We start from the raw sequence: 25,842 nt of genomic DNA, 5'->3' as shown, positions 1-25,842 counted from the left end.
GGTCGGAATGTCGGGTTCGAGGAACGGGTCGATCGACGGCGCGGGCACGTCGGGTACGGGCTGATTGTCGGCGAGGCCGAGGTCGACGAGGGACACGAAATTCCCGGCCACTCGCACCCCGCTCTCAGGCCGACAGCTCCCAGATCAGCACCTCGGCCGCCCCGGCCGCCACCAGCTCCAGCCCCTCCTCGCCGGTGACCCGTGCCGCGTCACCCGGCCCCAGCTCCTCGTCGCCGATCCACACGCCCCCGGCCACCACATGGACGTACACCCGCGCCGCGTCCGGCACCGCCGTGCGCTCCCCGGAAGCCAGTCTGCGTACGTGCAGCATCGCACCGGCCTCCGGGAGGGCGTACGGGGTGGAGTCGGCGATGCCGGGAACGATCGTGTACGAGGGTTCGCCACCCGGGGAGAGCGGCGACAGCCACATCTGAACGAATGTCAGCGGAACGTCTCCGTCGTTGCGCTCGACATGGCGCACCCCGGCCGCGGCGCTGAGGTGCTGGAGGTCTCCGGCCCGTACGACGGTCGCGTGGCCGGCCGAATCGCGGTGGGTCAGCTCTCCCTCGACGACCCAGGTGACGATCTCCGTGTGGCTGTGCGGATGTTCGTCGAAGCCCGCGCCGGGCGCCAGTCGCTCCTCGTTGCAGGCCAGGATCGCGCCGAAGCGCAGGTTGTCCGGGTCGTAGAAGGAGCCGAAGGAGAAAGCGTGCCGGGACAGGATGCCGGCGGCCTCGTCCCCGCCCGTGTACCGGTCGTCCGCGCGCTGTACGGAAATCACGGGTCCACGGTAGCCCGGCCCGGCGCCCCTGCGTCACGGCCGGCGACCGGCCGTCCGCTACTCGGCAGTACGACCCGCGGTGGCCCCGGCCCACCGCGCCCGCGGCCCGATAAGGCAGTCTTGTGTCCGTGCCCCGATCCGATCCTGAGCAGCCTGCTGCACATGACGCCCACCTGCATGCCGCGACCCTGAAGCGGCTGGAGCAGTCCTCCGGCCGGCTGGCCGCGAACGCGATCGCCCGCATGGACGAGTCGCTGCCCTGGTACCGGGCGATGCCACCGGAGAACCGGTCATGGATCGGCCTGGTGGCCCAGGCCGGAATCGCCGCCTTCACCGAGTGGTTCCGGCACCCGGAGACGCCGCAGGCCATCTCCACCGATGTATTCGGTACGGCTCCGCGCGAGCTGACCCGGGCGATCACACTGCGCCAGACCGTCGAGATGGTGCGCACGACGATCGAGGTCATGGAGGCCGCGATCGAGGAGGTCGCCGCGCCCGGCGACGAGTCGCTGTTGCGCGAGGCGCTGCTCGTCTACGCACGGGAGATCGCCTTCGCGACCGCCCAGGTGTACGCGCAGGCGGCCGAGGCGCGCGGCGCCTGGGACGCCCGGCTGGAATCGCTCGTGGTGAACGCTGTGCTGTCCGGGGAGGCCGACGAGGGCGCCGTCTCCCGGGCCGCCGCGCTCGGCTGGAACTCCCCCGAGCATGTGTGCGTGATCCTCGGTACGGCCCCCGACGGCGACAGCGAGCTGACCGTCGAGGCGATCCGGCGCGCCGCCCGCCACGCCAAGCTCCAGGTCCTCACCGGAGTGCTCGGCAGCCGTCTGGTGGTCATCGCGGGCGGCAGCGACAACCCGCTGCACGTCGCAAAGGCGCTGATCGGCCCGTACGCGGCCGGCCCGGTCGTCGCCGGACCCGTCGTGCCCGACCTGCTGGCGGCCACCCGGTCCGCCCAGGCCGCCGCCGCCGGGCTCAAGGCGTGCGGTGCCTGGCAGGACGCGCCGCGGCCGGTTCTGGCCGACGACCTGCTGCCGGAGCGCGCCATTGCGGGGGACCCCGCCGCGCGGGACCAGTTGGTGGAGGAGATCTACAGACCGCTGGAGGAAGCGGGCTCGGCGCTGCTGGAGACTCTGAGTGTGTACCTGGAGCAGGCGAGCAGTCTGGAGGGCGCGGCCCGGATGCTGTTCGTGCACCCCAACACCGTGCGCTACCGGCTTCGACGTGTGACAGACGTCACCGGGTGGTCGCCATCCGATGTCCGCTCGGCGTTCACGTTGCGAATCGCCCTGATTCTGGGGCGTCTGGCCGACAGGGATACCCAGTCCTAGACTTTTGTCGGACATCAACAATTCCCCCTACGGTTCTTCGTCCCTGTCCCCACGGGCGTTCAGGACCGTTCACAAGAGAGAGTGTGAGGGTGCTCGTACTCGTCGCTCCCGGCCAAGGCGCTCAGACGCCCGGCTTCCTGACTCCCTGGCTCGACCTCCCCGGTGCCACCGACCGCGTCGCGGCCTGGTCCGACGCCATCGGGCTCGACCTCGTCCACTACGGCACGAAGGCCGACGCGGACGAGATCCGCGACACCGCGGTGGCTCAGCCGCTGCTGGTCGCCGCCGGCCTGCTGTCCGCCTCGGCACTGGCCGCGTCGCCCGATGTCGTCGCAGGTCACAGCGTTGGTGAGATCACCGCGGCGGCCCTCGCCGGTGTCCTCGACGAGGAGACCGCGCTCCGTCTCGTACGCACCCGCGGGCTCGCCATGGCGGACGCCGCAGCGGTCACCGAGACCGGCATGGCGGCGCTGCTCGGCGGTGACCCGGAGGTGACGGTCCCGCACCTGGAGAAGCTCGGGCTGACCCCGGCGAACGTCAACGGGGGCGGCCAGATCGTCGCCGCCGGCACCGCCGCTCAGATCGCCGCGCTGACCAGGGACAAACCCGAGGGCGTGCGCCGGGTGGTGCCCCTCACGGTCGCCGGCGCCTTCCACACGCACCACATGGCTCCCGCCGTCGACCGGCTCCGCGAGGCCGCCGCGGCGCTGACGGTCTCCGAGCCGACTGTGACGTATGTCTCGAACGCCGACGGAAAGCCGGTCGCCACCGGCGCCGAGGTCATCTCGCGGCTGGTCGGCCAGGTCGCCAACCCGGTCCGCTGGGACCTGTGCATGGAGACGTTCAAGGAGCTGGGCGTCACGACGCTCATCGAGGCCTGCCCGGGTGGGACCCTGACCGGTCTCGCCAAGCGGGCACTGCCCGGGGTGCAGACCCTCGCGCTCAAGACCCCCGACGACCTCGACGCGGCCCGCGCGCTCCTCGCTGAGCACGCAGACGCCTAAGGAGCCCGAGAGCATGTCGAAGATCAAGCCCAGCCAGGGCGCCGCGTACGCACGGATCATGGGTGTCGGCGGCTACCGCCCGACCCGTGTGGTGCCCAACGAGGTGATCCTCGAAACGATCGACTCGTCGGACGAGTGGATCCGCTCCCGCTCCGGCATCGCGACCCGCCACTGGGCCTCCGAGGAGGAGACCGTGGCAGCGATGTCCATCGAGGCGTCCGGCAAGGCCATCGCCGATGCCGGGATCACGCCGGAGCAGATCGGCGCCGTCATCGTCTCCACCGTCTCGCACTTCAAGCAGACGCCGGCCATCGCGACCGAGATCGCCCACAAGATCGGTGCGGGCAAGCCCGCCGCCTTCGACATCTCCGCCGGCTGCGCCGGGTTCGGCTACGGCCTGACCCTCGCCAAGGGCTTGATCGTCGAGGGTTCGGCAGAGTACGTACTTGTCATCGGCGTGGAACGGCTCAGCGACCTCACCGACCTGCACGACCGCGCGACGGCGTTCCTGTTCGGCGACGGTGCCGGCGCGGTCGTCGTCGGCCCCTCCACGGCGCCCGCCATAGGCCCGACGGTCTGGGGCTCCGAGGGCGACAAGTCCGAGACGATCAAGCAGACCGTGGCGTGGGACGAGTTCCACGCCGACCGTCCGGAGAAGTTCCCGGCCATCACGCAGGAGGGTCAGGCGGTCTTCCGCTGGGCCGTCTTCGAGATGGCGAAGGTCGCCCAGCAGGCGCTGGACGCGGCCGGGATCGCCCCGGAAGACCTGGACGTCTTCATCCCGCACCAGGCCAACATGCGGATCATCGACTCGATGGTGAAGACCCTGAAGCTGCCGGAGCACGTCACGGTCGCCCGTGATGTGGAGACCACCGGCAACACCTCCGCCGCCTCGATTCCGCTCGCTATGGAGCGGCTCCTGGCGACCGGTCAGGCGAAGAGCGGCGACACCGCGCTCGTCATCGGCTTCGGGGCGGGTCTCGTCTACGCCGCGACGGTCGTTACTCTCCCCTAGGCACACCGGACCTTCCGGTCCGGACGTCCGAACCCTGCAGAAATACATCGAAGGAGCGCCAACATGGCCGCCACCCAGGAAGAGATCGTCAGCGGTCTCGCCGAGATCGTCAACGAGATCGCCGGTATCCCGGTCGAGGACGTCCAGCTGGACAAGTCCTTCACCGACGACCTGGACGTCGACTCGCTGTCCATGGTCGAGGTCGTCGTCGCCGCCGAAGAGCGCTTCGACGTCAAGATCCCGGACGAGGACGTCAAGAACCTCAAGACGGTCGGCGACGCTGCCGACTACATCCTGAAGCACCAGGCCTGATCCAGCCGGCTCGTGTGTCGCCACCCGGCGGTGGCGCCGCTGATTCACGACCCTCTACACGTGGAGAAGATTTTCCAGTGAACTCGACCAATCGCACCGTGGTCGTCACCGGTATCGGCGCAACCACTCCGCTGGGTGGCGACTCCGCGTCGACCTGGGAAGGTCTGATGGCCGGTCGTTCCGGCGTCAAGCCTCTCGAGGGCGAGCGTTTCGCCGAACTGCCCGTCCGGATCGCCGCCCTCGCGGCCGTCGACCCGGGCGACGTACTGCCCCGCCCGCTCGCCCGCAAGCTGGACCGCTCGGCGCAGTTCGCGCTGATCGCGGCCCGCGAGGCGTGGGCGGACGCCGGCTTCACCGGCAAGGCCGGTGAGGACGAGAAGATCCAGCCCGACCGGCTCGGCTCGGTCATCGCCTCCGGTATCGGTGGCGTGATCACGCTCCTCGACCAGTACGACGTGCTGAAGGAGAAGGGCGTACGCCGCGTCTCCCCGCACACCGTGCCCATGCTCATGCCGAACGGCCCGGCGGCCAACGTCGGCCTCGAGGTCAACGCACAGGCCGGTGTCCACACCCCGGTCTCCGCCTGTGCGTCGGGTGCCGAGGCCATCGGTTACGCCGTCGAGATGATCCGCACCGGCCGCGCCGATGTCGTGCTCGCCGGTGGCACCGAGGCGGCCATCCACCCGCTGCCGATCGCGGCGTTCGCCAACATGATGGCCATGTCCAAGAACAACGACGAGCCCGAGAAGGCGTCTCGTCCGTACGACACGGGCCGTGACGGCTTCGTGCTCGGCGAGGGCGCGGGCGTCGTGGTCCTGGAGTCCGCGGAGCACGCTGCCGCGCGGGGCGCCAAGGTCTACTGCGAGGTGCTGGGACAGGGGCTGTCCGCGGACGCCCACCACATCGCCCAGCCCGAGCCGACCGGGCGCGGGATCGCTGCCGCCATGCAGAACCTGCTGGACCAGACGGACCTCAAGCCGTCGGAGGTCGTGCACCTCAACGCGCACGCCACGTCGACGCCGCAGGGCGACGTCGCGGAGCTGAAGGCTCTGCGCAAGGTCCTGGGCGACGACCTCGACCATGTCGCGATCTCCGCGACGAAGTCGATGACCGGTCACCTGCTCGGTGGCGCGGGCGGCATCGAGACCGTTGCCACGGTCCTGGCGCTGCACCACCGGATGGCTCCGCCGACGATCAACGTGGAGAACCTCGACGAGGCCGTGGAGGCGGACATCGTGCGCGATGAGCCCCGTCCGTTGCCCGAGGGGTCGATCGCCGCGATCAACAACTCGTTCGGGTTCGGGGGGCACAACGTGGTGCTGGCGTTCCGCAGCGTCTGACCCCCAGCGCGCCGAAGCCCGCCGTCCCCTCGGGGAGGCGGGCTTCACCGCTGTCCGGGCTGAACGATGTCCTCCATCGCCCGGGCGGAAGATCATGCTCCTCCGGCGATCGGGCAGCGGGGTCCGGGGCGGGGCCTCCGGTGTCGGGAAGGGACGGGCAGGGGAGCGGGCCCGCGAAGGCGCGACCCGCACCCGCGGATGGGTCAGACCACCTGGTGGAGCCACCGCACCGGCGCCCCCTCCCCCGCATGCCGGAACGACTCCAACTCGTCGTCCCACGGCTTGCCGAGAAGTTTGGCGATCTCCGCCTCCAGCTCCGTCTCCCCCCGCACCGACCGCGCCAGTGCGGCCCGCAGCCGGTCCTCCGGCACCAGGATGTCGCCGTGCATGCCGGTGACCGCGTGGAAGATGCCCAGTTCCGGCGTGGAGCTGTACCGCTCGCCCTCCGCCGTCGCACACGGCTCCGCCGTCACCTCGAAGCGCAGCAGATCCCACCCCCGCAGTGCGGAGGCAAGCTTCGACGCGGTCCCCGCGGCGCCCTTCCAGGAGAACTCGGAACGCCAGGTGCCGGGCGAGGCCGGCTGTCTGACCCAGTCGAGCTGAACCCGCACGCCGAGGACACCTGCCACCGCCCATTCGACATGTGGGCAGAGCGCACGCGGTGCGGAGTGAACGTACAGGACTCCACGTGTCGTCACCGGGACCTCCAGTGTGGGACGAGGTTCGCCTTCCCCAGCGGCCTCGCGCCCATACCGCCTCTTCTCGGCCGGTCCCCGAGGTTGTCGTCAGTAAACAGCATCGGGAGCGAATCTCCAGAAAAAGGACAATATGCGACGTGATGTGATGATACGAAGCCACCCAAGTGGAGTCGGGTGGCGGAACGCAGCACTGGTTCGACGGGGAAAAGCTACCGTGCGGCGGCGCCCGAGGTGTGACGTACCGTCGGTCCTGGGCCCATCATTCGCACAGCTTTCACCCGGCAGGGCGCGCGGGCGTGTCGCCTGGGGCCAGGGCGGTTGCCGGGGGCATAAACGGGAGGGCATGAGGGATGCAGAATCGTTCCGCGAGCCATCGCTCGCGCACCAGTGCCGCCGTTCTGACGGCGCTTCCGGTGATCGCCGTGGCCGCGCTGGCCGGCTGTGACACGGGGTCGGACGGGACGACCAGGAGTTCCGCCGCCGGGCAGCACCACCCGTCTGCCGCGCCCTCCCCCGCCTGGAACCGCAGTCCCGGGTCGGTCGCCGCAGTCGGGGACTCCATCACCCGTGGTTTCGACGCCTGCTCCGTGCTGGCCGACTGTCCTGAGGCCTCCTGGGCGACCGGCACCGACAGCGAGGTCCGGAGCCTGGCGGTGCGGCTGCTCGGCTCATCGGGCGCGGCCTCGCACAGCTGGAACCACGCCGAGACCGGGGCCCGGATCGCCCAATTGCCGGAGCAGATGGCTCTCGCGGCGGAGCGGAAGCCGGACCTGGTGACCGTGATGATCGGCGCCAACGACGCCTGCCGCGACTCGGCGAGACTGATGACGCCGGTGGCGGACTTCCGGGCCTCGTTCGAGGCGTCGATGCGTCAGCTCCGCAGCAAGGCGCCGAAGGCACAGGTGTACGTGTCGAGCGTGCCGGATCTCAAACGCCTCTGGTCGACGGGGCGCGACAACCCCCTGGGCAAGCAGATCTGGAAGCTGGGCATCTGCAAGTCGATGCTGGGCCATGCGGATGACATGAGCACCGGGGCCGAGGCGCGCCGCGCCTCGGTGCAGGAGCGGGTCGTGGCGTACAACGAAGTGCTCCGGAACGTGTGCGCGAAGGATCCGCGCTGCCGGTACGACGGCGGTGCGGTCTTCGACTACCGGTTCACCGGCCGGCAGCTCAGCCAGTGGGACTGGTTCCATCCGGGGCTGAGCGGCCAGGCCCGGCTCGCCGAGATCGCGTACCGCAATATCACGGCTCGGAAGCCCCCGGCGTAGCCACCGGCACGTGGTCTAAGGTCCGTGATCATGGACACGGGTTTGAGCAGCACGGCGATACGTACGGAACTCTTCGGCACCCTCGCGGACGGCACCGCCGTCCACCGCTGGACGCTGGAACGGGCCGGTACGCGGGTGCGCGTCCTGACGTACGGCGGCGCCGTGCAGTCGGTGGAGGTGCCCGGACGGGACGGCATGCGGGCCGGGGTGGCGCTCGGGCTGCCGGATCTCGCGGCGTACGAGACATGCTCGGGCCCGTACTTCGGGGTGCTGGTCGGACGGTACGCGAACCGGATCGCGGGCGCTTCCTTCGTACTCGACGGGCAGACCCACCACGTGACCCGGAACGAGGGGCGCAACCATGTGCACGGCGGGGCCCGCGGCTTCGACAAGCGCGTGTGGGAGACGCGGGAGGTCCCGGGCGGTGTGGAGCTGTCGCTGGTCGCGGAGGACGGCGAGGAGGGCTTCCCGGGGCGGCTGGCGGTCTCGGCGGCGTACACCCTGGACGAGGACGGGGCGCTGCGCATCGCGTACCGGGCGACGACGGACGCACCGACCGTGGTGAACCTGACCAATCACACGTACTGGAACCTGGCCGGCGCCGACAGCGGCAGTGCGGCCGGGCACACCCTGCGGATCGCGGCCGGGCGGATCACGCCGGTGGACGGCGAATCGATTCCCACGGGCGAGCTGCTGCCGGTGGACGGCACCCGGTTCGACTTCCGTGAGGCGCGGACGGTCGGCACGGGGTACGACCACAACTTCGTGCTGGACGAGGCGGTGGACGGTCCGGTGGCCGAGCTGTGCGACCCCGGCTCGGGGCGCGTCCTGACCGTCTCCACGACCGAGCCCGGGATGCAGCTGTACACCGCCGACCACCTCGACGGGCGGCCGTACCGGCCCTGCGACGGGATCGCGCTGGAGACGCAGCACTTCCCGGACTCGCCGAACCGGCCGGAGTTCCCGAGCACGGTGCTGCGGCCGGGCGAGGAGTACGCGTCGACGACCGTGTACGGGTTCTCGGTGCGCTGACCGGATGAGGAGAGCCCCGGAGCGGGGTCAGGTGCCGCTCCGGGGCTCTCCGGTCCGAGGGGCTGCCGCTACTCCTTGACCTCCGTGGCCGCCGTCAGGCGTACGTCGCCGAGCGAGCGCGCCGCCTGTACCTCGTACGTGCCGGGCACGAGGGTCCAGTCGTACGCCGTCTCGTCCCAGATCTCGTACGCGCGCCGGTCCAGTTCGATCACGGCCTCGGCGCTCTCGCCCGGGGCCGCTTCGACGCGGGCGAAGCCGGCCAGCCGTCGGGCCGGGCGCTGGGCGGTGTCGTCCGTCGGCGCCAGGTAGATCTGGACCGTCTCGGCTCCGGGGCGGGTGCCCGTGTTGCGGAGGCGGACGGTGGCGGAGTCGGGGGCGGCCGTCAGGGACTCGTACTCCCAGGTGGTGTAGCCCAGTCCGTGGCCGAAGGGGTACGCGGGTCGGGTGCCCGCCTTCTCCCAGGCCCGGTAGCCGACGAAGACACCTTCCTCGTAGTGGAGTTCACCGTCGGTGGGGGTCGTGACGGAGACCGGGACGTCGGCGAGTGCGACCGGCCAGGTGGTGGGCAGGCGGCCGCCCGGTTCGGCGGCGCCGAGCAGGACGTCGGCCAGCGCCGCGCCGCCCTCCTGACCGGGGAACCAGCTGAGCAGCACTGCGGCGACCTCGTCGCGCCACGGAAGTTCCACCGGGGAACCGGAGTTGACGACCACCACGGTGTTCGGGTTGGCGGCGGCGACGGCCCGGACGAGATCGTCCTGGCGGCCGGGGAGCAACAGGTCGGTGCGGTCGAAGCCCTCGGACTCGACGCGTTCGGTGGTGCCGACGACGACGATCGCGGTGTCGGCGGCACGGGCCGCCTCGACGGCCTCGGCGATCAGCTCGTCGGGGTCACGGCGCGGGCCGAGGTGGCAGAGGGAGAACGAGACGCCGAGGATGGGCGAGTCGGCGCCGAGCGTCTCGGGGACCTGCCGCAGCGACACCTCGACGGGGGTGCCCGCCGTGAGGGTCGTCCGGCCCCGCTCCAGTGGGTTGCCGAAGAACGCCTCGCCGGGGTCGGAGGAGCCGGTGACCCGGTGGATGTCGTCGTAGAGGGTCTCGCCGGCGACAGTGAGTGTGAGCACTCCGGTGCCGCGGGTGCCGAAGAGGTGCTCGCCGGTGTCGCGCGGGACGAACGTGCCGGTGATCTCGACGCTGTGGAGCGTCTCGTGGGTCACGCCGTCGGGCAGGTCGTCGCCGATCCACTGGACGGTGCCGCTGTGCAGCGGCGCCGAGCCGAGAACCGCGCCGGACGCGTCGTAGCAGACGGCCCGGAGCTCGAAGCCCTTCTCGGCGGGGGCGAGTTCGTTGTTCGGGTCGGCGCCGACGCGGTAGTCGAGGACGTCCTCGGGCAGGGCGGCGATCAGGCCGTCGAGCGGCGAGACGATGTGGTGCGGGAAGACCTGTGCGGAGCCGCCGCCGAGGACGCGGGCGTCGCGGGCGAGCGCGCCGCTGAGGGCAACCTTGCGCACGGCGGCCGGGTCGATGGGGAGCGCGGCGCGTTCGTTGCGTACGAGGACGAAGGAGCGGCGGGCGATCTCGCGGGCGAGCGCGTCGCCGTCGATGCCGGTGGGGTGGTCCGCCGGGTCGACGACGGGCGGGGCGCCGTGCAGGATGCCGACGCGGGCGGCGAGGCGCAGCACGTTGCGCACGGCCCCGTCGACGACGGACTCCTCGATCTCACCGGCCCGGACGGCCGCGGCCAGCGCCTTTCCGTACACCGTCTTCGGCCCCGGCATGGCGATGTCGAGGCCACCGTTGATCGCGGCGCCGGTGGAGCGGGCGGCCAGCCAGTCGGAGACGATGGAGCCGTCGAAGCCCCACTCGCCGCGCAGCACCGCGTTCTGCAGGTAGCGGTGCTCGGTCATGGTGGAGCCGTTGACCTGGTTGTAGGCGGCCATGATGCCCCATGGGTGAGCGTTCTTGACGATCCGTTCGAACGGAGCCAGGTAGATCTCACGGAGCGTGCGCGGGGCGACGATGTTGTCGACGGTGAAGCGTTCGGTCTCGGCGTCGTTGGCGACGAAGTGCTTCACGGTCGTGCCGACGCCGCCGTCCTGGACGCCGAGCACATAGCCGGCGCCGATCTCGCCGGTGAGGTACGGGTCCTCGCTGTACGTCTCGAAGTGGCGCCCGCCGAGCGGCGACCGATGGAGATTGACGGTCGGGGCGAGGAGGACGTGCACGCCCTTGCGGCGGGCTTCCTGGGCCAGCAGCCGGCCCGCGCGGCGGGCGAGCGCCGGGTCCCAGGTCGCGGCGAGCGCGGTGGGCGAGGGCAGGGCGACGGAGGGGTCCTCGGCGGTCCAGCGGACACCGCGGACACCGATCGGGCCGTCGGACATGACGAGCGAACCCAGGCCGACGGCGGGGAGCGCAGGCAGCGACCACATGTCCTGGCCGGCCAGCAGCCGGGCCTTGTCGTCGAGTCCGAGTGCGGCCAGCGCCGCTTCGACCGCGGCCTCGCGGGCCTCGTCGGGCTGGATGGGTGTGGACGCGCCTGCCACGGCCGTACCTCCTCGTGGTAAATCCTCTGCGGAATTGTCTCCATGGTGACTCGGTTACCAGTAGAGCAGTAAGCTTTGTTATCTGTTCGTTATGCGCCGTGTCGGGGATGGCGTACGGTCCTGCTTGAGGGACCGACAGCACCGAAAGGGGCCGGGCGCGATGGTGCGGGCCAGAACCGCGGAGCGGCGGGCGGAGATCCTCCGCGCCACGCTGGAAGTGATCGCCGAACGCGGTTACCGCGGCGCCACGCTGAGCGCGGTCGCCGAGCGGGTCGGGCTGAGCCAGCAGGGCCTGCTGCACTACTTCCCGACCAAGGATGCGCTGCTCGTCGCCGTACTGGAGGAGCGCGACCAGTGGGATACGGGCGGCGGGGCCCGCAGTGACGGCACCTGGCGGGTGGATCTGCTGGACTCGCTCGTCGAGTACAACGCGATGCGCCCCGGCGTCGTCCAGACGTTCTCGGCACTGCTCGGCGAAAGCGTGACGGAGGGCCATCCGGCCGGGGAGTTCTTCACCCGCCGCTACACACAGGTGCGCGCGAGCATGGCGGCCATGCTGCGCGCGGAGTACGGCGGGACACTGCCGGGCGGTCTCACCCCGGAGCGGGCCGCGCCGCTGCTCGTGGCAGTGCTGGACGGGCTCCAGTACCAGTGGTTGCTCGACCCCGGATCGGTGGACATGCCGGCCGCGTTCCGGGACTTCCTACGGCTGTTGCAGCCGGGGTCCCCGGACGCCGCCGACGAGCGCGACGACTCCACCCGCGAGTCAGATGACCTGCGATAACACCGATACGACAAGATCGATAAGCGGCACCTGCGAGTGATTCCGAGTGGTCTACGCGCGTCCGGGCAACGCACTCCGTTCCGCGCCCCCCAGGGTGTCCGCATGACCAATAAGCCAGCCGAAGCGACCTCTGCCCTGCCCTCGCGGCGCAGCATGATCGCGGGTGCCGCCGCCCTCGCCACGACCACCGTGACCTCGGCGAACGCGGCCACACCCGACTCCCTCGCCGCGCCTGCCGCCCCTGCGGCCCCCGAGGCGGCCCCCGGCTCCGACTGGAACGCCTGCCTGACCATCGCCCGCGCCGTCCTCGTACGCGACGAGCAGGACGAGCCGCTGGTGCCGCACTACCGCGACGTCCTGCTCTCCAAGGGCCTGCCACGCAGCCTCAAGCCCCCCAAGAAGGTGCTGATCATCGGTGCCGGTCCGGCCGGGCTGACCGCCGCCCATCTGCTCAGCAGCGCCGGGCACACCGTCACCGTGATCGAGGCCAACGGCAACCGGGTCGGCGGCCGTATCAAGACCTTCCGCAAGGGCGGCCACGAGAACGCGAAGGCGCCGTTCGCCGACTCGAAGCAGTACGCCGAGGCCGGGGCGATGCGGATCCCCGACAGCCACCCGCTCGTCACCGGGCTCATGGACAGCTTCGATCTGAAGCGCCGCCGCTTCTACCTCGTCGATGTCGACGGTGCGGGAGAGCCCGTCAACCACACCTGGATCCACGTCAACGGCATCCGGGTCCGCAAGGCGGACTACGCGAAGAAGCCGCAGGTGCTCAACCGCTCCTTCGGGGTCCCCACGGAGTTCGAGAACAAGACCGCCTCGACCATCGTGCGGGAGGCCTTCGCGCCCGTACGCAAGGAGTTCGAGGGCAAGGAGGGCCGGGAGCTCGTCGAGGGCTGGGCCCGGGTCATCCAGCGGTACGGGCACTGGTCGATGCTCCGCTTCCTGACCGAGGCGGCCAAGCTCGACGAGCGCACCATCGACCTCATCGGTACGGTCGAGAACCTCACCTCGCGGCTCCATCTCGCCTTTGTGCACAGCTTCATCGGAGCCTCCCTGATCAGCCCGGACACCGCGTTCTACGAGCTGCCCGACGGCACGGCGACCCTGGCCGACGCCATGTACGCACGGGTGAAGGACCTGGTGCGGCTGGACCGCCGGGCCGCCAGGATCAGCTACGAAGCCGACAGCGTCCGGGTCGAGACGGTGTCCGAGGGCCGTAACGGCAGGGTTGTGCGGGAGACGTTCACCGGCGACCGGGCGATCGTCACCGTGCCGTTCTCCGGGCTGCGCCACATCCCGGTCACGCCCGCGCTCTCGTACGGCAAGCGGCGCGCGATCACCGAGATCCACTACGACGCGGCCACCAAGGTGCTCCTCGAATTCAGCCTCCGCTGGTGGGAGTTCGAAGAAAAGGACTGGAAGGCCGAGCTGGAGAGGATCCGGCCCGGTCTGTACGACGCGTACCGGCTCGGCAAGGCGCCGGCCGACGGTTCACTGCTCGGCGCGCACCCCTCAGTACCGCCCGGACATCTGCCGCCCAACCAGCGCGTGCACTATGCGGCGTACCGCGCGACCGCCCGCGACCAGCCCGAGGCGGCGCATGTCATCGGCGGCGGATCCGTCACGGACAACGCCAACCGCTTCATGTTCCAGCCCTCCCACCCGGTCGACGGCAGCAAGGGCGGTGTCCTCCTCGCCTCGTACAGCTGGGCCGACGACGCACTGAAATGGGACTCCCTGGACGACGACGAGCGCTACCCGCACGCCCTGGGCGGCGTGCAGGACGTGTACGGGCAGCGCATCGAAGTCTTCTACACGGGGGTCGGTGCCACCCAGTCGTGGATGCGCGACCCGTACGCGTACGGCGAGGCGTCGGTGCTGCTGCCCGGCCAGCACACCGAGCTGTTCGCCGATGTGCGCTCGGTCGAGGGGCCGCTGCACTTCGCGGGCTGCCACACCTCGGTCAAGCCCGCCTGGATCGAAGGGGCGTTGGAGTCGGCGGTCCGCACGGCGCTGGAAGTGCACACGAGCTGACGTCCGTCGCGGACCTCAGCGGGCGAGGCCCAGCGTGACGCCCAGTCCGACGAGCACCGATCCGATGCCCCGGTTGAGGACCTTCTGCCACCGCAGCATCGCGGTGCGCAGGTGGGCGTGCGAGAAGAACAGCGCGACCAGTCCGAACCAGCCGAGATGGGCGAGGGACATGAAGAGCCCGTAGCCGGCCTGCCGCCACAGGCCGGTGTCGGGTCCGACGACCTGGGTGAACGTCGACACGACGAAGAGCGTGGTCTTGGGGTTCAGCGCGTTGGTGAGGAAGCCGGTGCGCAGGGCCCCGAGCCGGCTCAGTCCCGGCTTCGACTCCAGGTCGACGGCGAGGTCGTTGCGGGCGAAGAAGGTCCGTACCCCGATGTAGACGAGATACGCCGCACCCGCCAGCTTGATCGCGGTGAACAGGACGGTCGAGGACGCGATCAGCAGCCCGACGCCGAGCATGGTGTACGTGACATGGACCAGGACACCCGCGGCAACACCGGCGGCGGCGAGGAGCCCGGTCGTCCGGCCGTAGAGATAGCTGTTGCGCACGACCATCGCGAAGTCGGCGCCCGGGCTGATGACGGCGAGGACGGTGATGACGGCGACGGCGATGATCTCGGTCATGGGCTCAGGTCTCCTCAGTCCGTGTTGACGCTGTATGGGGACGGGGACGGGGACGCGTCCTCGTCGTCGGCGGGCGGCGCCACCAGGTCCCGGGCAAGCAGGGTGGCCCCGGCGACGGCGCCCGGCATCAGGAACACGGCGACGAACGGGACCAGGAAGGCGAGCCCCAGCGGTACGCCGAAGCCGAGGATCAGCATGCGGCGGCCGCGCAGAAGGACGAGCCGGTCGGCCAGGACCATGCCACGGCGCTGGAGCGCGACGGCGGTGAGTTCCTCGGCGAGGAAGTAGCCGGTGACGCAGAAGCCGATGACGGGGACCACGGTCTGGCCGACGACCGGGATGAATCCGAGGGCGAAGAGCAGGACGGCGTAGAGCGTGACACGCACCAGGATGCGGATGCTGTCACGGGCGGAGATCCACAGTTCGCGCCAGAGCGGCAGCCCGGACTCGGGGACCTCGCCGCCCTCCGTGCGGTCGACCTCCTCGGAGAGCGACTCGTAGAACGGCTGGCCGACCAGCAGGGTCACGGCGGTGAACGTGATCACGGCGAGGAAGAGGCCGAGCGCGAAGACCAGCACGGTGAGCGTGGTGCGGAGAAGACCGAGCCAGGGGCTGGACCAGTCGTCGGCGAACGGGGTCGCCCAGGCGACGAGGTCGTCGGCGCCGTAGCCGAGACCGATGAGCGCTCCCGCGTACACGACGAGTGTGATGAGGCCGGGGATCAGACCGAAGCCGAACCATCGTCCGTGCCGGGCCACCCAGCGCTGCCCCTTGATCAAATAGCTGAAACCCGCCCCTAGATCACGCATGGCGTCAGCGTACTGGCGGCGGCGGACGCCGGTGACCGGGGAGTCGGGGCCGGGCCCGTCCGACGGGACGATTTGTCCTCGAACGCCGGACGGGCGCGGCCTCTGCCGCGCTCAGGTCAGACGGATCACGTTCCAGGACATCGGTTCCAGCGTCGCCCGCAGCACGCCGCCGTCGAGCGTGGTGCCGTCCGCCGGGTGCGGGGTGACGCGTTGCGGGTCGGTGAGGGTGTTGCGGGCGTCGGGGTCCCGGTCGGCGAGGACCTGGTGTTCGGCAATGGCCGTCAGGTCGAGGCCGTGCAGGGCGACTTCGAGCGGAAGCTCCGCGTCCTGGCTCCGGTTGACCGCGAAGACCGTGACCGCGCCGGTCTGCGGGTCACGGACCGCGGTGGCGTGCAGCAGGTCCGTCTCACCGTATTTCGCCGTCTCGTACGTGGGCGAGTCGACCCGCACGTCGAGGACCTGGCCCCGCCCGTGGGCCGCGGCCTGGGCGAACGGGAAGAACGTGGTCTGCTTCCAGGCGGGTCCGCCGGGCTCCGTCATGATCGGGGCGATCACATTGACCAGTTGGGCGAGGCAGGCGACGGTCACCCGGTCCGCGTGGCGCAGCAGCGCGATGAGCAGCGTGCCGAAGACGACGGCGTCCGTGACCGTGTAGTTGTCCTCCAGCAGGCGCGGCGCCTCGGGCCAGTCGAGCGGGTTCTCCTCGGCCTCCTTCTGGGTGCGGCTCATGTACCAGACGTTCCACTCGTCGAAGGAGAGGTTGATCTTCTTCGACGACTTGAGGCGGGCCCCGACGTGGTCGCAGGTGGCGACAACGCTCTCGATGAAGGACTCCATGTCCACGGCGGATGCGAGGAACGAGTCGCGGTCGCCGTCGAGTTCCTCGTAGTAGGCGTGGAGCGAGACGTAGTCGACAAGGTCGTACGTCTCGGCGAGGACCGTCGCCTCCCACTCGGCGAAGGTCGGCATGGACCGGCCGGACGAGCCGCAGGCGACGAGTTCGACGGACGGGTCGATCTGGCGCATCGCCCGCGCCGTCTCGGCGGCGAGCCGCCCGTACTCCTCGGCGGTCTTGTGGCCGGTCTGCCAGGGACCGTCCATCTCGTTGCCCAGGCACCAGAGTCTGATGCCGAAGGGGTCCTTGTCGCCGTGTGCGATGCGGCGGTCGGAGAGTTCGGTGCCGGCCGGGTGGTTGGCGTACTCCTGGAGTTCGATGGCTTCCTGAACGCCCCGGGTGCCGAGGTTGACGGCCATCATGGGCTCGGCCTGGGGGCCGATCTTCTTCAGGAAGGCGATGTACTCGGAGAGCCCGAAGCGGTTCGTCTCCGTGGAGCGCCAGGCCAGGTCGAGGCGGCGCGGGCGCTCGTCGACGGGGCCGACGCCGTCCTCCCAGCGGTAGCCGGAGACGAAGTTGCCGCCGGGGTAGCGGATGGCGGTGACGCCCAGCTCACGGATCAGTTCGAGGACGTCCGTACGCAGGCCGGCCTCGTCGGCGGCCGGGTGGCCGGGCTCGACGATGCCGTCGTAGACGCAGCGGCCGAGGTGCTCGACGAAGGAGCCGAAGAGGCGGGGGTCGACGTCGCCGACGGTGAACGCCGGGTCGAGGGTGAAGCGCGCGGTGCGGGTCATGGCTTCCTCGGTGTGTTCGGTATCTCGGTCATCGGTCGAGAAAATGAGCAGGACTGTGCGTGTGCTGGGTCATCCCACGACGGGCCGGCCGTCGCGGCTCCAGCGCAGTTCGTTCAGGCCGAGCTTGGGGACGCCGTTGTCCTCGCCGTCGTAGTAGTGGTGGACGAGCACGTCCCGGCCGTGGTCCTTCATGCCGGACTGCCCGCCGGGGCCGATGTACGAACCGTGCGCGGCCAGCAGCAGATCACCGCCGCCCTCCAGCATCGGTACCCCTTTGCTGTCCACGTACGGACCGGTGACGGAGGCCGAACGGCCCGCCTTGATCCTGTACGTGGCGCTCAGCCCGGAGCAACAGGCGTCGCACGAGGCGAGCAGGTAGTAGTAGCGGCGCCTCCGGGGTCTCGGTACGGGTCACTGCCCGGCCAGGCCGGTGTGGGCGACGCCGCTGACGATCTGACGCTGGAAGAAGACGAAGACGATGATCAGCGGCAGCCCGGCCATCAGGCCGCCGGCCATGAGCTGGGCCCACTGGATGCCGTAGGAATTCATCACGGTCGCGATGCCGTTCGGCATGGTCATCAGGTCGGGGTTGTTGGTCACCATGTACGGCCACAGGAAGTTGTTCCAGGACGCGATGAAGGTGAAGATGCCGACCGCGGAGAGGGAGGGCCGGGACAGCGGCACGATGATGGTGAAGAACACCCGCCAGCGACCGGCGCCGTCGATGAAGGCGGCCTCCTCCAGCTCCCTCGGAATCCCCTGGAAGAATTTGTAGAGGATGTAGACCATCGCGGCGGGCGCGCACTGCGGCAGGATCATGCCCCAGTAGGTGTCGACCATGCCCATCGACTGGACGGTGCTGAACAGCGGTACGCCGAGCACCGCGGGCGAGACCATCAGTCCGGCCATGACGAGGCCCATCAGGGCGCCCTTGCCGCGGAACTCGGTGCGTGCGAAGCCGTATCCGGCGAGCGCGCTGACCAGCAGCACGACGACCGTGACACAGACCGAGACGACGAGCGAGTTCACGAACCAGTTGGTGATGTTGCCGGTCTCGAAGATGGCCTTCCACGCCTGGGCGGTCCACACCTTCGGCAGCCAGTGCGGCGGCACCTCGACGGCTTCGGTCTCCGACTTCAGGGAGGTGAACAGCGCCCAGGCCAGCGGGGCCACCCACACCGCGGAGACGGCGACGCCGACCACGGTGAGGACGATCTGGCCGGCGGTCCAGGGCTTGCGGACCTTGCCCGCCCCGACCGGGCCGGTCTTGACACGTATCTGCGTGGCGGTCATCGCACGCCCTCCTCACGCTTGCGCAGCAGCCACATGCGCCCGAGGGCGACGGCCGCGATGATCACGAAGAAGATGATGGAGATCGCGGAGGCGTAGCCCACGCGGTAGCTGGTGAAGCCCTCTTCGAGGGTGTACTGGACGAAGGTGCGGGTCGATTCCTCGGGGCCCGGGCCGAAGTCATAGATCACGACCGCCTGGTCGAACACCTGGAGCGAGGCGAGGATCTGCAGGGCGATGACGAGCCCGGTGATGTTGCGCAGCATCGGCACGGTGATGTGCACCATGCGGTGCCAGGCGTTGGCGCCGTCCAGCTTGGCCGCCTCGTAGAGGTGGTCCGGGATGGTCTGGAGCGCGGCCAGGTAGAGCAGGAAGCTGAAGCCGACCGTCCACCACAGGGTGGTGATGACGACGGCGAGCATGGCCGTGGACTTGTCGGTGAGCCAGGGCGTGTCGATGCCGAGGACGTGGTTGACCATCCCGGTGCCGGGGTTGAACAGCCACTGCCACAGGTTGCTCGCGACCGTCGACGGCAGCAGGAACGGGGCGAAGAAGCACAGCCGCCACAGCCATTTGGCGCGCTCGATGTGGTGGGCGAGCATCGCCATCAGGAAGGCGAGGACCGTGATGCAGGGTACGACCAGGAGCGTGAAGTAGGCGCTGTGGCCGAGGGAGTCCCACACCAGCGGGTCGTCGAACGCCTCGCGGTAGTTGTCCCAGCCGACGAAGTTCGCACCGACGCCGGAGACGTTGGCGTCGGTGAAGCTCAGATACACGCCGCGCAGGACCGGCCAGATCACGAACAGCGCGAACAGCACGAGGAACGGCGCGACGAACCAGCCGCCGTGCTGGAGCGCCCGCCCCACACGGGCCCGCGCGCTCTCCGTATCCCCCGAGCTGATGGAACGTATCGACTTCGAAGCGGGCGCGAGAGCGGCCTCGGCGTTTGTCGTCGTCATGCGGCACCTCCCTGCGCGGCGGTCCTGCCATCCATCGGGTTCTTCATGGCCAGGAGCGTTTCCAGGACGTTCTTCATGCGGCGGGCGGCCGCGGCGGGCTTGGCCGAGCCGAGGGTGGAGGAGGCCACGACCGGCCCGATACGGGCGGCGAGCGTCCCGGTGGAGCCCGAGAACCAGGCCTTCGGCTCCGTCGCCTGGTGATCCATGGCGGAGACGTACTCGTTCTGTGGCGTGAGCTTCTTGTACGCGGCGGATCCGAGGGTCGGCGTGTACGCGGGGATGTGCCCGCCCGCCGCCCAGGCCAGGGCGTTCTTGACGATGTACGCGGCCAGTCGGTGCGCGCCCTCGTTGGAGGAGCCGCCTCGGTCCGACTGGTGCGGCAGGACGAAGGAGTGCGACTCGGCGTGGGTCGCCTGCTTGCCGAAGACCGGGGGCAGCGGGGCGGCGCCGTACTCGATCTTCGCGCCGGAGTAGACGGGGACCGACCAGTTGCCCTCCCAGGTGAACGGCGAGCCGTTCATGAACTGCTCGGCGTCGGCCGCGCCCGCGGTGGCGTACCCGTCGGTGACGTGCTGCCGAAGGAACTCCAGGACCTGGGTGGCCTTGTCCTCGTCGAAGGTGACCTCGGTCATCGCGTCGTTGAAGTAGGTTCCGCCGAGCTGGGTGTAGAAGGCGACGAAGAACCACCAGGCGAAGTTCTGGTCGTTGGCGTGGATACCGACGGTCTGCAACCCGTTCTTGGTGGCCTTCTTGGCGGCCTTGAGTGCGTCGAACCACTCCTTGGTGGAGGCGATCGGCACGATGAGGCCGTCGTCGCCGAGCAGGCCTGCCTTCGTGAGGACGTCCTTGCGATAGAAGTTCAGCTGGACGTGGATGTCGAGCGGCAGCGCGTACAACTTGCCGTCGATGACGGCGCGCTTCCACAGCGCCGGGTTGAAGTCCTGCTCGCGTACGCCGAACTTGGCGAGCAGGTCCGTGTCCCAGGGGTCCAGGAGCCGTCCTGGCGCGAAGCCCGCGACACGTCCCAGGTGGCTCACGGCGAGGTCCGGAGCGCGGCTGCCGGCGGCCGCCATGGCGAGCTTGGTGTAGTACGGATTTCCCCACTGGAGGGTCGCGTCCTTCACCGCGATACCGGAGTTGGCCTTACGGAAGGCGTCCAGCATCGCGATCATGTTGGAGCCGTCGCCGCCGCTGAAGAGATTCCAGTAGCGGACCCGGGAGGCCGCGCTCGACGCGAGGGCGTCCGCACCGCTTCCCAACGCCGCGAAGCCGAAGCTGCCGGCGACGGCCAACCCGCCCAGCCCCGTGATCAGTTGCCTGCGATTCAGGCCAGGTCGTCCCATTCCCTGCCCTCACTTATTCGAAATCCCGAATGCTGCCCGTAACTTCGAACGGACCGTAAAATCGAAGCGCTTGCGCGTCAATGGGTCGCGCAAGAATTCCGAACAATGTCCGGGATATCGAACAAAAACGAGGGCCGCACCCTGGCGGGGGTGCGACCCTCGGTCACGTACGAGCCATACGGACGATCAGACGACCGACAGCTCGACCTTGATGTTGCCGCGCGTGGCGTTCGAGTACGGGCACACCTGGTGGGCCTTCTCGATGAGCGACTGCGCGGTGGCGGTGTCGACGTTCGGGATGGTCGCGGAGATCGCGACCTCCAGGCCGAAGCCGCCCTCGGCGGTCTTGCCGATGGAGACGGCGGCGGTCACGGTGGAGCCGGAGATGTCGGCCTTCTCCTGGCGCGCCACGACGCCGAGAGCGCCCTGGAAGCAGGCGCTGTAGCCGGCCGCGAAGAGCTGCTCCGGGTTGGTGCCCGCACCGCTGCCACCCAGCGCCTTCGGCGGGTTGACGACGACGTCGAGCCGCCCGTCGTCGGAGGAGACGCGGCCGTCACGGCCGTTCTCCGCGGTGGCGACAGCGGTGTACGCGACGGTTATGTCCTGAATGGTCATGCTGAGGGTTCCTCTGCTGTAGCGCCGCGACTCGCGCCCACGATCGCGACGGCCTGCGATGAGACTAACGGGTGCCTGGGAGTGGCTTTCAGGCGAGGGAGACGATCATCTTTCCGGTGTTCTCACCGCGCATCAGACCGAGGAACGCGTCGAAGCCGTTCTCGATGCCCTCGACGAAGGTCTCGCTGTACTTCAGCTCGCCCGAGGCCAGCCAGCCGGCGACCTCCTGGACGAACTGCGGCTGGAGCGCGGCGTGATCGCCGACGAGCACGCCCTGCAGGCGCAGCCGCTTGCCGATGACCAGGGCGAGGTTGCGCGGGCCCGGGACCGGCTCGGTGTCGTTGTACTGGGCGATCATTCCGCAGATGGTGGCGCGGCCGTGCACGTTGAGCGAGGAGAGCGCCGCTTCGAGGTGCTCGCCGCCGACGTTGTCGAAGTAGACGTCGATGCCGTCGGGGGCGGCCTCGCGCAGCTGCTCGGCGACCGGGCCGTTCTTGTAGTTGAACGCCGCGTCGAAGCCGTACTCCTCGACGAGGAGCTTGACCTTCTCGTCGGATCCGGCCGAGCCGATGACCCGCGAGGCGCCCTTGAGCTTGGCCATCTGGCCGACTTGACTGCCGACCGCACCGGCGGCGCCGGAGACGAAGACGGCGTCGCCCTCCTTGAAGGAGGCGACCTCGAAGAGGCCGGCGTAGGCGGTGAGCCCGGTCATGCCGAGCACGCCGAGGTAGGCGGAGAGCGGGGCCAACTCCGGGTCGACCTTCACGGCGTGCTTGGCGGGGACGTCGGCGTACTCGCGCCAGCCCAGACCGTGCAGGACGTGGTCGCCGACCGCGATCCCCTCGGCGTTGGAGGCGATGACCTCGCCGACCGCGCCACCCTCCATGGGGTGGTCCAGCTTGAAGGGCGGGACGTACGACTTCACGTCGTTCATCCGGCCCCGCATGTACGGGTCGACGGAGAAGTACAGGTTGCGGACGAGGATGCGACCCTCGCCGGGAGCGGTGACCGGGGCCTCACGCAGCGCGAAATCCTCGGCCTTCGGCCAGCCGTGGGGGCGGGCGACGAGGTGCCATTCACGGCTGGACGTGGGAAGTGCTGCAGACATGGGCTCGGGGTCTCCTCAATGTCTTACGGGTGGAGGAAGCGTTCCCGCGGCGGAGAAAAGCTTCATGACGTGAAACAACCATGCTCCTGAATATTTCATGTTGTCAAGTAACCGGGTATCCTGAGTGTCATGGCCACCACGCGAACAGACCCACTGACCCTCGAAGTCGTCGAGCTCATCGGCACTGTCGTGGCGCGCTACTACGAGGAGTACGACCAGGCCGCGGCCGCGCACTCACTGACCGGCGCGCAGGCCAGAGTCCTGGGACTGCTCTCCCTGGAGCCGATGCCGATGCGCAGGATCGCCCAGAAGCTGAAGTGCGAGCCGTCGAACGTGACGGGGATCGTCGACCGGCTGGAGACCCGCGGCCTGGTCGAGCGCCGGCCCGACCCCGCCGACCGCCGGGTGAAACTGGCCGCCCCGACGGAGAAGGGCATCGACACCGCGCGGCAGCTGCGCGAGTCGCTCAGTTTCGCCCGGGAGCCCCTGGCGAAACTGTCGGACACGGACCGCGCGGTGCTGCGGGATCTGCTGCGGCGGATGCTGGGCGTGGACGCGGAGTCCTAGGAGCCCCTGGACTCGGGCCGCGGACGCCCTTCTAGGAGCAGAAGAACAGGAACCAGCACGTCTCCGTCCTGGTCGGGCTGGGCGTGGGTGTGGGTGGCGCCGGATTCTGGGGCGGCGACGCGGTGCCGGTGGGCTGCCCCGACTCCGCCGGGTCGCGAGGCGTCCCCGAAGAACTCGGTCCGGACGGCGGCTCCGTGGCGGAGCCGGCGCCGTCGGAGGGCGTGATGGTGGCCTCGGGCGGGGCGGAGCCCTTGCCTCCTGGAGCCCCGGTGCCGGTCGAGGCGGCCGGACGGCCGGTGCCGGAGGTGTGCGCATCGGTGGCCGGGACCACGGAGGGACCGTCCACCGGTCCGGGACCGTCGATGTCGTGGCTCGACGAGGGGTCCGGTGCCGGTTCGGTCGTGACGTCGGTGGCCTCGCGTACGTAGTCGGAGGCGTGGTCGTCGCCGTTCGGCTCGATGGCCAGCCGGGCGAAGCTCAGGACACCGGCGGCGAGCACGACTCCGAGGACGGCGAGCAGAGCCGTACGGCCGCGGCGGCGGCGCGAACGGCGGCCACGGCCCTCCTTGACGCCTCGCCCTTCCCGGCCGCGTCGATTGCCCCGGCCACCCCGCTCTTCCTGGCCGCCCGGTCCGTCGCTGCCGCCGCTCTCCACCCGGCCACCGCTGCGCGAGCCGCCCGGGGCGCGAGCGCCCCGGGATCCGCGCGCGTGCCCGCCGCGCGCAGGTTCGGCGGCGCCTCGGGACCGGCGGCGTCCGGCCGGCAGGGGCGGTGCGGTCTTCTCGCGCTCCGCGTCCGATTCGTGACCGGAGAGGACGGGCGTGGCGTAGTGGCTCAGCGCCTCGACGGGGGTTCCGCACCCGGCACAGGCGAGGGCTCCGTTGAGATGCCGCTGACACGGGTGGCAGTAATCCATGGCGCCCGCAGATTATGTGCCGATAGGACAACAGAGAAAGCCGCTCAGGTGAGGATCCTGTGTGGAAGCGTTGATTCCATGACCACCGCTCCCTTCGGTCCGCTCGAATTCCAGCTCGTCCTGCTCCGCCGGATGGCCGACCACCAACCGGGCCTCGTCGAGGATGCCCGGCACGAACTGAGCGCCTCGCTCTCCGAGATGCGGGAGGCGAACCGCCGCTGGCAGGCGATGGTGCGCGCGCCCCGCGGCCGCGGTTCGCTGCGCCGCTACCGCTCGGTGCTGGGCGAACCCGAGTCCTCCGTACGCCGCCGGATCGGCGACCTGGAGTGCGATGCCCTGCTCTGGCCAGTGCCGCTCTGGCCGGATCTACGGTTCGAGGTGATGGTCGCGCCCGGCGCGGCCGTATGGAACGAATGGCTGGTCAGAGCCCCGGCGGCGGCCGGCCCTGAGCTGCGCACCGTCGAGGATCTGCGCCCCTGGTCGTGCACCGTCGACGAGGTGGCGCGTGCCTTCGCGCCGGCCCGCCCGATGGAGGGCAGCGCACCGACCCGCTGGGCGCTGGCGATCACCGACCCCGTGACGGGTGCGCCGTACGTGGCCGAATTCACCTGGGGGCTGTTCCAGCGACTGCTGCCCGGCTGACTCCGGCGCGCCGCCCACATCTGTCGACCCGTCAGCTCCATACTCCCTCCGGCTCATCCCAACGCGCGCGATTCGTCCGGACGGCGCACGATGCACAGAGGGCCGGCTGCCGCCGGCATCCCCATCAGCGCTCTCGGGAGAACCTGCCGTGACCGTCAGTCTTGAGCAGTTGCGCCGTTGCCATGTCGCCGTCGACCTCGGGGCCGCCCGTACCCGCGTGTACGTCAAGGGGCTCGGGCTCGTCGTCGACGAGCCGAGTGCCGCGGCAGTGAACACCCGTACCGGCTCGCTCATCGCCGTCGGTGCGCTCGCCGAGCAGATGACGGGCCGCACCCCCGACTACATCCGGGTGGCGCGCCCGGTCTCCGGCGGAACCGTCATCGACATCGAGATGGCCCAGCGCATGCTCCGCCATCTGCTCGGCGAGAAGCTCCGCCGCCAACTGCGCCGCAAGCCGCGGCTGCGGGCGGCCGCCTGCATCCCGCACGACAGCGATCCCCTCGCCCAGCGGGCCGCCGTCGAGACCCTGGTCGGGCTCGGCGCCCGGCGGGTCGAGCTGGTCGACACACTGATCGCGGCGGCCGTCGGCTGCGGGCTCCCGGTCGAGCAGCCGGTCGGGAGCATGATCATGGTGTGCGGGGCGGCGACCACGCAGATCGCGGTGCTCTCGCTCGGTTCGATCGTCACGGCCGCCCGGATCCCGATCGGCGGCGACGCCATCGATCACGCGGTGATCCAGCATCTGCGCCAGCACCACGAGTTGATGCTGCCGAGTCAGTCGGTACGTCCATTGCAGCTGGCGCTCAGCGGCAACGGTCTGACCCCGTACGGCCCCGCGACGACCGAGATCCACGGCCGTGACGTGTCGACAGGTCTGGCCCGTTCGGTGCACGTCGACACAGCCGCCGTACGGCAGGCCATCCAGACCCCGCTGACCGCGGTCCACGACGGCCTCGGCAAGGTGCTGCGCGACTGCCCGCCCGACCTGGTGGCCGATCTCGCGGACCGCGGAATCATGATGGTCGGCGGCAGCGCGCTGCTGCCGGGACTCGACCAGATGCTGCGTGATGCGACGGGCATGCCGGTGCAGATCGCCGAGCGCCCCGACGTCTGCTCCGTCCTGGGGCTCGGCGCCATGCTGGACGGCAAGATCGAGCCGTTGGTCCTCAACCCGCTGGCCGCCTGACGACCACGGGGCGGC

24 protein-coding genes and 1 pseudogene are annotated in these 25,842 nt (G+C 70.1%); 12 read left to right on the top strand and 13 right to left on the bottom strand.

Annotated features, from left to right (window positions below; genetic code table 11):
* Nucleotides 1-124: 124 nt before the first annotated feature.
* Nucleotides 125-781 carry a pirin family protein gene (locus OG972_RS28020; protein WP_266986011.1) on the bottom strand — a complete coding sequence of 219 codons (657 nt, stop codon included), beginning with the start codon at nt 779-781 and terminating at the stop codon, nt 125-127.
* Nucleotides 782-909: 128 nt separating this feature from the next.
* Between OG972_RS28020 and OG972_RS28015 the strand changes: the two genes are divergently transcribed.
* From OG972_RS28015 to fabF, 5 genes are all read left to right on the top strand, one after another.
* Complete coding sequence (locus OG972_RS28015; RefSeq protein WP_266986009.1) at nt 910-2,109, top strand: CdaR family transcriptional regulator; 1,200 nt, start codon at nt 910-912, stop codon at nt 2,107-2,109.
* Nucleotides 2,110-2,198: 89 nt separating this feature from the next.
* A complete protein-coding gene (locus tag OG972_RS28010; protein ID WP_266986007.1) occupies nt 2,199-3,113 on the top strand; it encodes an ACP S-malonyltransferase in 915 nt (304 codons plus the stop codon).
* Between the two features lie 13 nt (nt 3,114-3,126).
* The gene (locus OG972_RS28005) at nt 3,127-4,128 is read left to right on the top strand and encodes a ketoacyl-ACP synthase III (protein ID WP_266986005.1); all 1,002 of its coding nucleotides are present in this window, start codon (nt 3,127-3,129) and stop codon (nt 4,126-4,128) included.
* Nucleotides 4,129-4,191: 63 nt separating this feature from the next.
* On the top strand, nt 4,192-4,440 hold the full coding sequence (locus OG972_RS28000; RefSeq protein WP_266986003.1) for an acyl carrier protein: 249 nt from the start codon (nt 4,192-4,194) through the stop codon (nt 4,438-4,440).
* A 77-nt stretch (nt 4,441-4,517) separates the two neighbouring features.
* Nucleotides 4,518-5,780, top strand: a complete 1,263-nt coding sequence (fabF, locus tag OG972_RS27995; protein ID WP_266986001.1) for a beta-ketoacyl-ACP synthase II — start codon at nt 4,518-4,520, stop codon at nt 5,778-5,780.
* Nucleotides 5,781-5,983: 203 nt separating this feature from the next.
* On the opposite strand, the gene OG972_RS27990 is transcribed toward fabF, so the two are convergent.
* Nucleotides 5,984-6,478, bottom strand: coding sequence for a DUF3145 domain-containing protein (locus OG972_RS27990; RefSeq protein ID WP_266985999.1), 495 nt, complete (start codon nt 6,476-6,478; stop codon nt 5,984-5,986).
* 350 nt (nt 6,479-6,828) lie between these two features.
* Between OG972_RS27990 and OG972_RS27985 the strand changes: the two genes are divergently transcribed.
* Together OG972_RS27985 and OG972_RS27980 are read left to right on the top strand one after the other, a co-directional pair.
* Nucleotides 6,829-7,746, top strand: a complete 918-nt coding sequence (locus OG972_RS27985) for an SGNH/GDSL hydrolase family protein (protein ID WP_266985997.1) — start codon at nt 6,829-6,831, stop codon at nt 7,744-7,746.
* 30 nt (nt 7,747-7,776) lie between these two features.
* Nucleotides 7,777-8,778, top strand: coding sequence for an aldose epimerase family protein (locus OG972_RS27980; RefSeq protein ID WP_266985995.1), 1,002 nt, complete (start codon nt 7,777-7,779; stop codon nt 8,776-8,778).
* Nucleotides 8,779-8,846: 68 nt separating this feature from the next.
* Here the strand turns inward: OG972_RS27980 and OG972_RS27975 are convergent, their stop codons facing one another.
* Nucleotides 8,847-11,318, bottom strand: coding sequence for a beta-glucosidase (locus OG972_RS27975; RefSeq protein WP_266985993.1), 2,472 nt, complete (start codon nt 11,316-11,318; stop codon nt 8,847-8,849).
* 160 nt (nt 11,319-11,478) lie between these two features.
* Here OG972_RS27975 and OG972_RS27970 point away from each other — a divergent pair, with 160 nt between their 5' ends.
* Together OG972_RS27970 and OG972_RS27965 are read left to right on the top strand one after the other, a co-directional pair.
* Nucleotides 11,479-12,102, top strand: coding sequence for a TetR/AcrR family transcriptional regulator (locus OG972_RS27970; protein ID WP_266985991.1), 624 nt, complete (start codon nt 11,479-11,481; stop codon nt 12,100-12,102).
* Nucleotides 12,103-12,204: 102 nt separating this feature from the next.
* Nucleotides 12,205-14,139, top strand: coding sequence for an NAD(P)/FAD-dependent oxidoreductase (locus OG972_RS27965; protein ID WP_266985989.1), 1,935 nt, complete (start codon nt 12,205-12,207; stop codon nt 14,137-14,139).
* Between the two features lie 15 nt (nt 14,140-14,154).
* Here the strand turns inward: OG972_RS27965 and OG972_RS27960 are convergent, their stop codons facing one another.
* The 9 genes and pseudogenes from OG972_RS27960 to OG972_RS27920 form a co-directional block, all read right to left on the bottom strand.
* A complete protein-coding gene (locus OG972_RS27960) occupies nt 14,155-14,763 on the bottom strand; it encodes a LysE family translocator (RefSeq protein WP_266985987.1) in 609 nt (202 codons plus the stop codon).
* Nucleotides 14,764-14,777: 14 nt separating this feature from the next.
* Nucleotides 14,778-15,572 carry an EI24 domain-containing protein gene (locus OG972_RS27955; RefSeq protein ID WP_266985985.1) on the bottom strand — a complete coding sequence of 265 codons (795 nt, stop codon included), beginning with the start codon at nt 15,570-15,572 and terminating at the stop codon, nt 14,778-14,780.
* Between the two features lie 111 nt (nt 15,573-15,683).
* The gene (locus OG972_RS27950) at nt 15,684-17,201 is read right to left on the bottom strand and encodes an alpha-N-arabinofuranosidase (protein WP_266985983.1); all 1,518 of its coding nucleotides are present in this window, start codon (nt 17,199-17,201) and stop codon (nt 15,684-15,686) included.
* A 69-nt stretch (nt 17,202-17,270) separates the two neighbouring features.
* Nucleotides 17,271-17,588: pseudogene (locus OG972_RS27945) on the bottom strand (family 43 glycosylhydrolase); the annotation flags it as partial.
* A gap of 24 nt (nt 17,589-17,612) precedes the next feature.
* On the bottom strand, nt 17,613-18,494 hold the full coding sequence (locus OG972_RS27940) for a carbohydrate ABC transporter permease (protein WP_266985981.1): 882 nt from the start codon (nt 18,492-18,494) through the stop codon (nt 17,613-17,615).
* Complete coding sequence (locus tag OG972_RS27935) at nt 18,491-19,450, bottom strand: carbohydrate ABC transporter permease (protein WP_266985979.1); 960 nt, start codon at nt 19,448-19,450, stop codon at nt 18,491-18,493. Before OG972_RS27935 ends, OG972_RS27940 begins: the two co-directional genes overlap by 4 nt.
* On the bottom strand, nt 19,447-20,793 hold the full coding sequence (locus OG972_RS27930; protein WP_266985977.1) for an extracellular solute-binding protein: 1,347 nt from the start codon (nt 20,791-20,793) through the stop codon (nt 19,447-19,449). The genes OG972_RS27935 and OG972_RS27930 overlap by 4 nt, the downstream gene beginning before the upstream one ends.
* Before the next feature lie 186 nt (nt 20,794-20,979).
* Nucleotides 20,980-21,408, bottom strand: coding sequence for an organic hydroperoxide resistance protein (locus OG972_RS27925; RefSeq protein WP_266985976.1), 429 nt, complete (start codon nt 21,406-21,408; stop codon nt 20,980-20,982).
* Between the two features lie 88 nt (nt 21,409-21,496).
* Nucleotides 21,497-22,516, bottom strand: coding sequence for an NADP-dependent oxidoreductase (locus tag OG972_RS27920; RefSeq protein WP_266985975.1), 1,020 nt, complete (start codon nt 22,514-22,516; stop codon nt 21,497-21,499).
* Between the two features lie 129 nt (nt 22,517-22,645).
* Between OG972_RS27920 and OG972_RS27915 the strand changes: the two genes are divergently transcribed.
* Nucleotides 22,646-23,083, top strand: coding sequence for a MarR family winged helix-turn-helix transcriptional regulator (locus OG972_RS27915; RefSeq protein ID WP_266985973.1), 438 nt, complete (start codon nt 22,646-22,648; stop codon nt 23,081-23,083).
* A gap of 31 nt (nt 23,084-23,114) precedes the next feature.
* Here OG972_RS27915 and OG972_RS27910 read toward each other — a convergent pair whose 3' ends face one another.
* Nucleotides 23,115-23,999: a hypothetical protein gene (locus tag OG972_RS27910; protein ID WP_266985971.1), complete on the bottom strand. Its 885-nt coding sequence runs from the start codon at nt 23,997-23,999 to the stop codon at nt 23,115-23,117.
* A 78-nt stretch (nt 24,000-24,077) separates the two neighbouring features.
* Between OG972_RS27910 and OG972_RS27905 the strand changes: the two genes are divergently transcribed.
* Nucleotides 24,078-24,641, top strand: a complete 564-nt coding sequence (locus tag OG972_RS27905; protein WP_266985969.1) for a hypothetical protein — start codon at nt 24,078-24,080, stop codon at nt 24,639-24,641.
* A gap of 148 nt (nt 24,642-24,789) precedes the next feature.
* Nucleotides 24,790-25,827, top strand: a complete 1,038-nt coding sequence (locus tag OG972_RS27900) for a rod shape-determining protein (RefSeq protein WP_266985967.1) — start codon at nt 24,790-24,792, stop codon at nt 25,825-25,827.
* The last annotated feature ends 15 nt before the right edge of the window (nt 25,828-25,842 follow it).

This window comes from Streptomyces sp. NBC_01669, assembly GCF_026339735.1.
Taxonomy (GTDB): Bacteria; Actinomycetota; Actinomycetes; order Streptomycetales; family Streptomycetaceae; genus Streptomyces; species Streptomyces yanii.
Note: the sequence above shows the minus strand (reverse complement) of the source record. Positions and strands in the feature narration are given on the sequence as shown.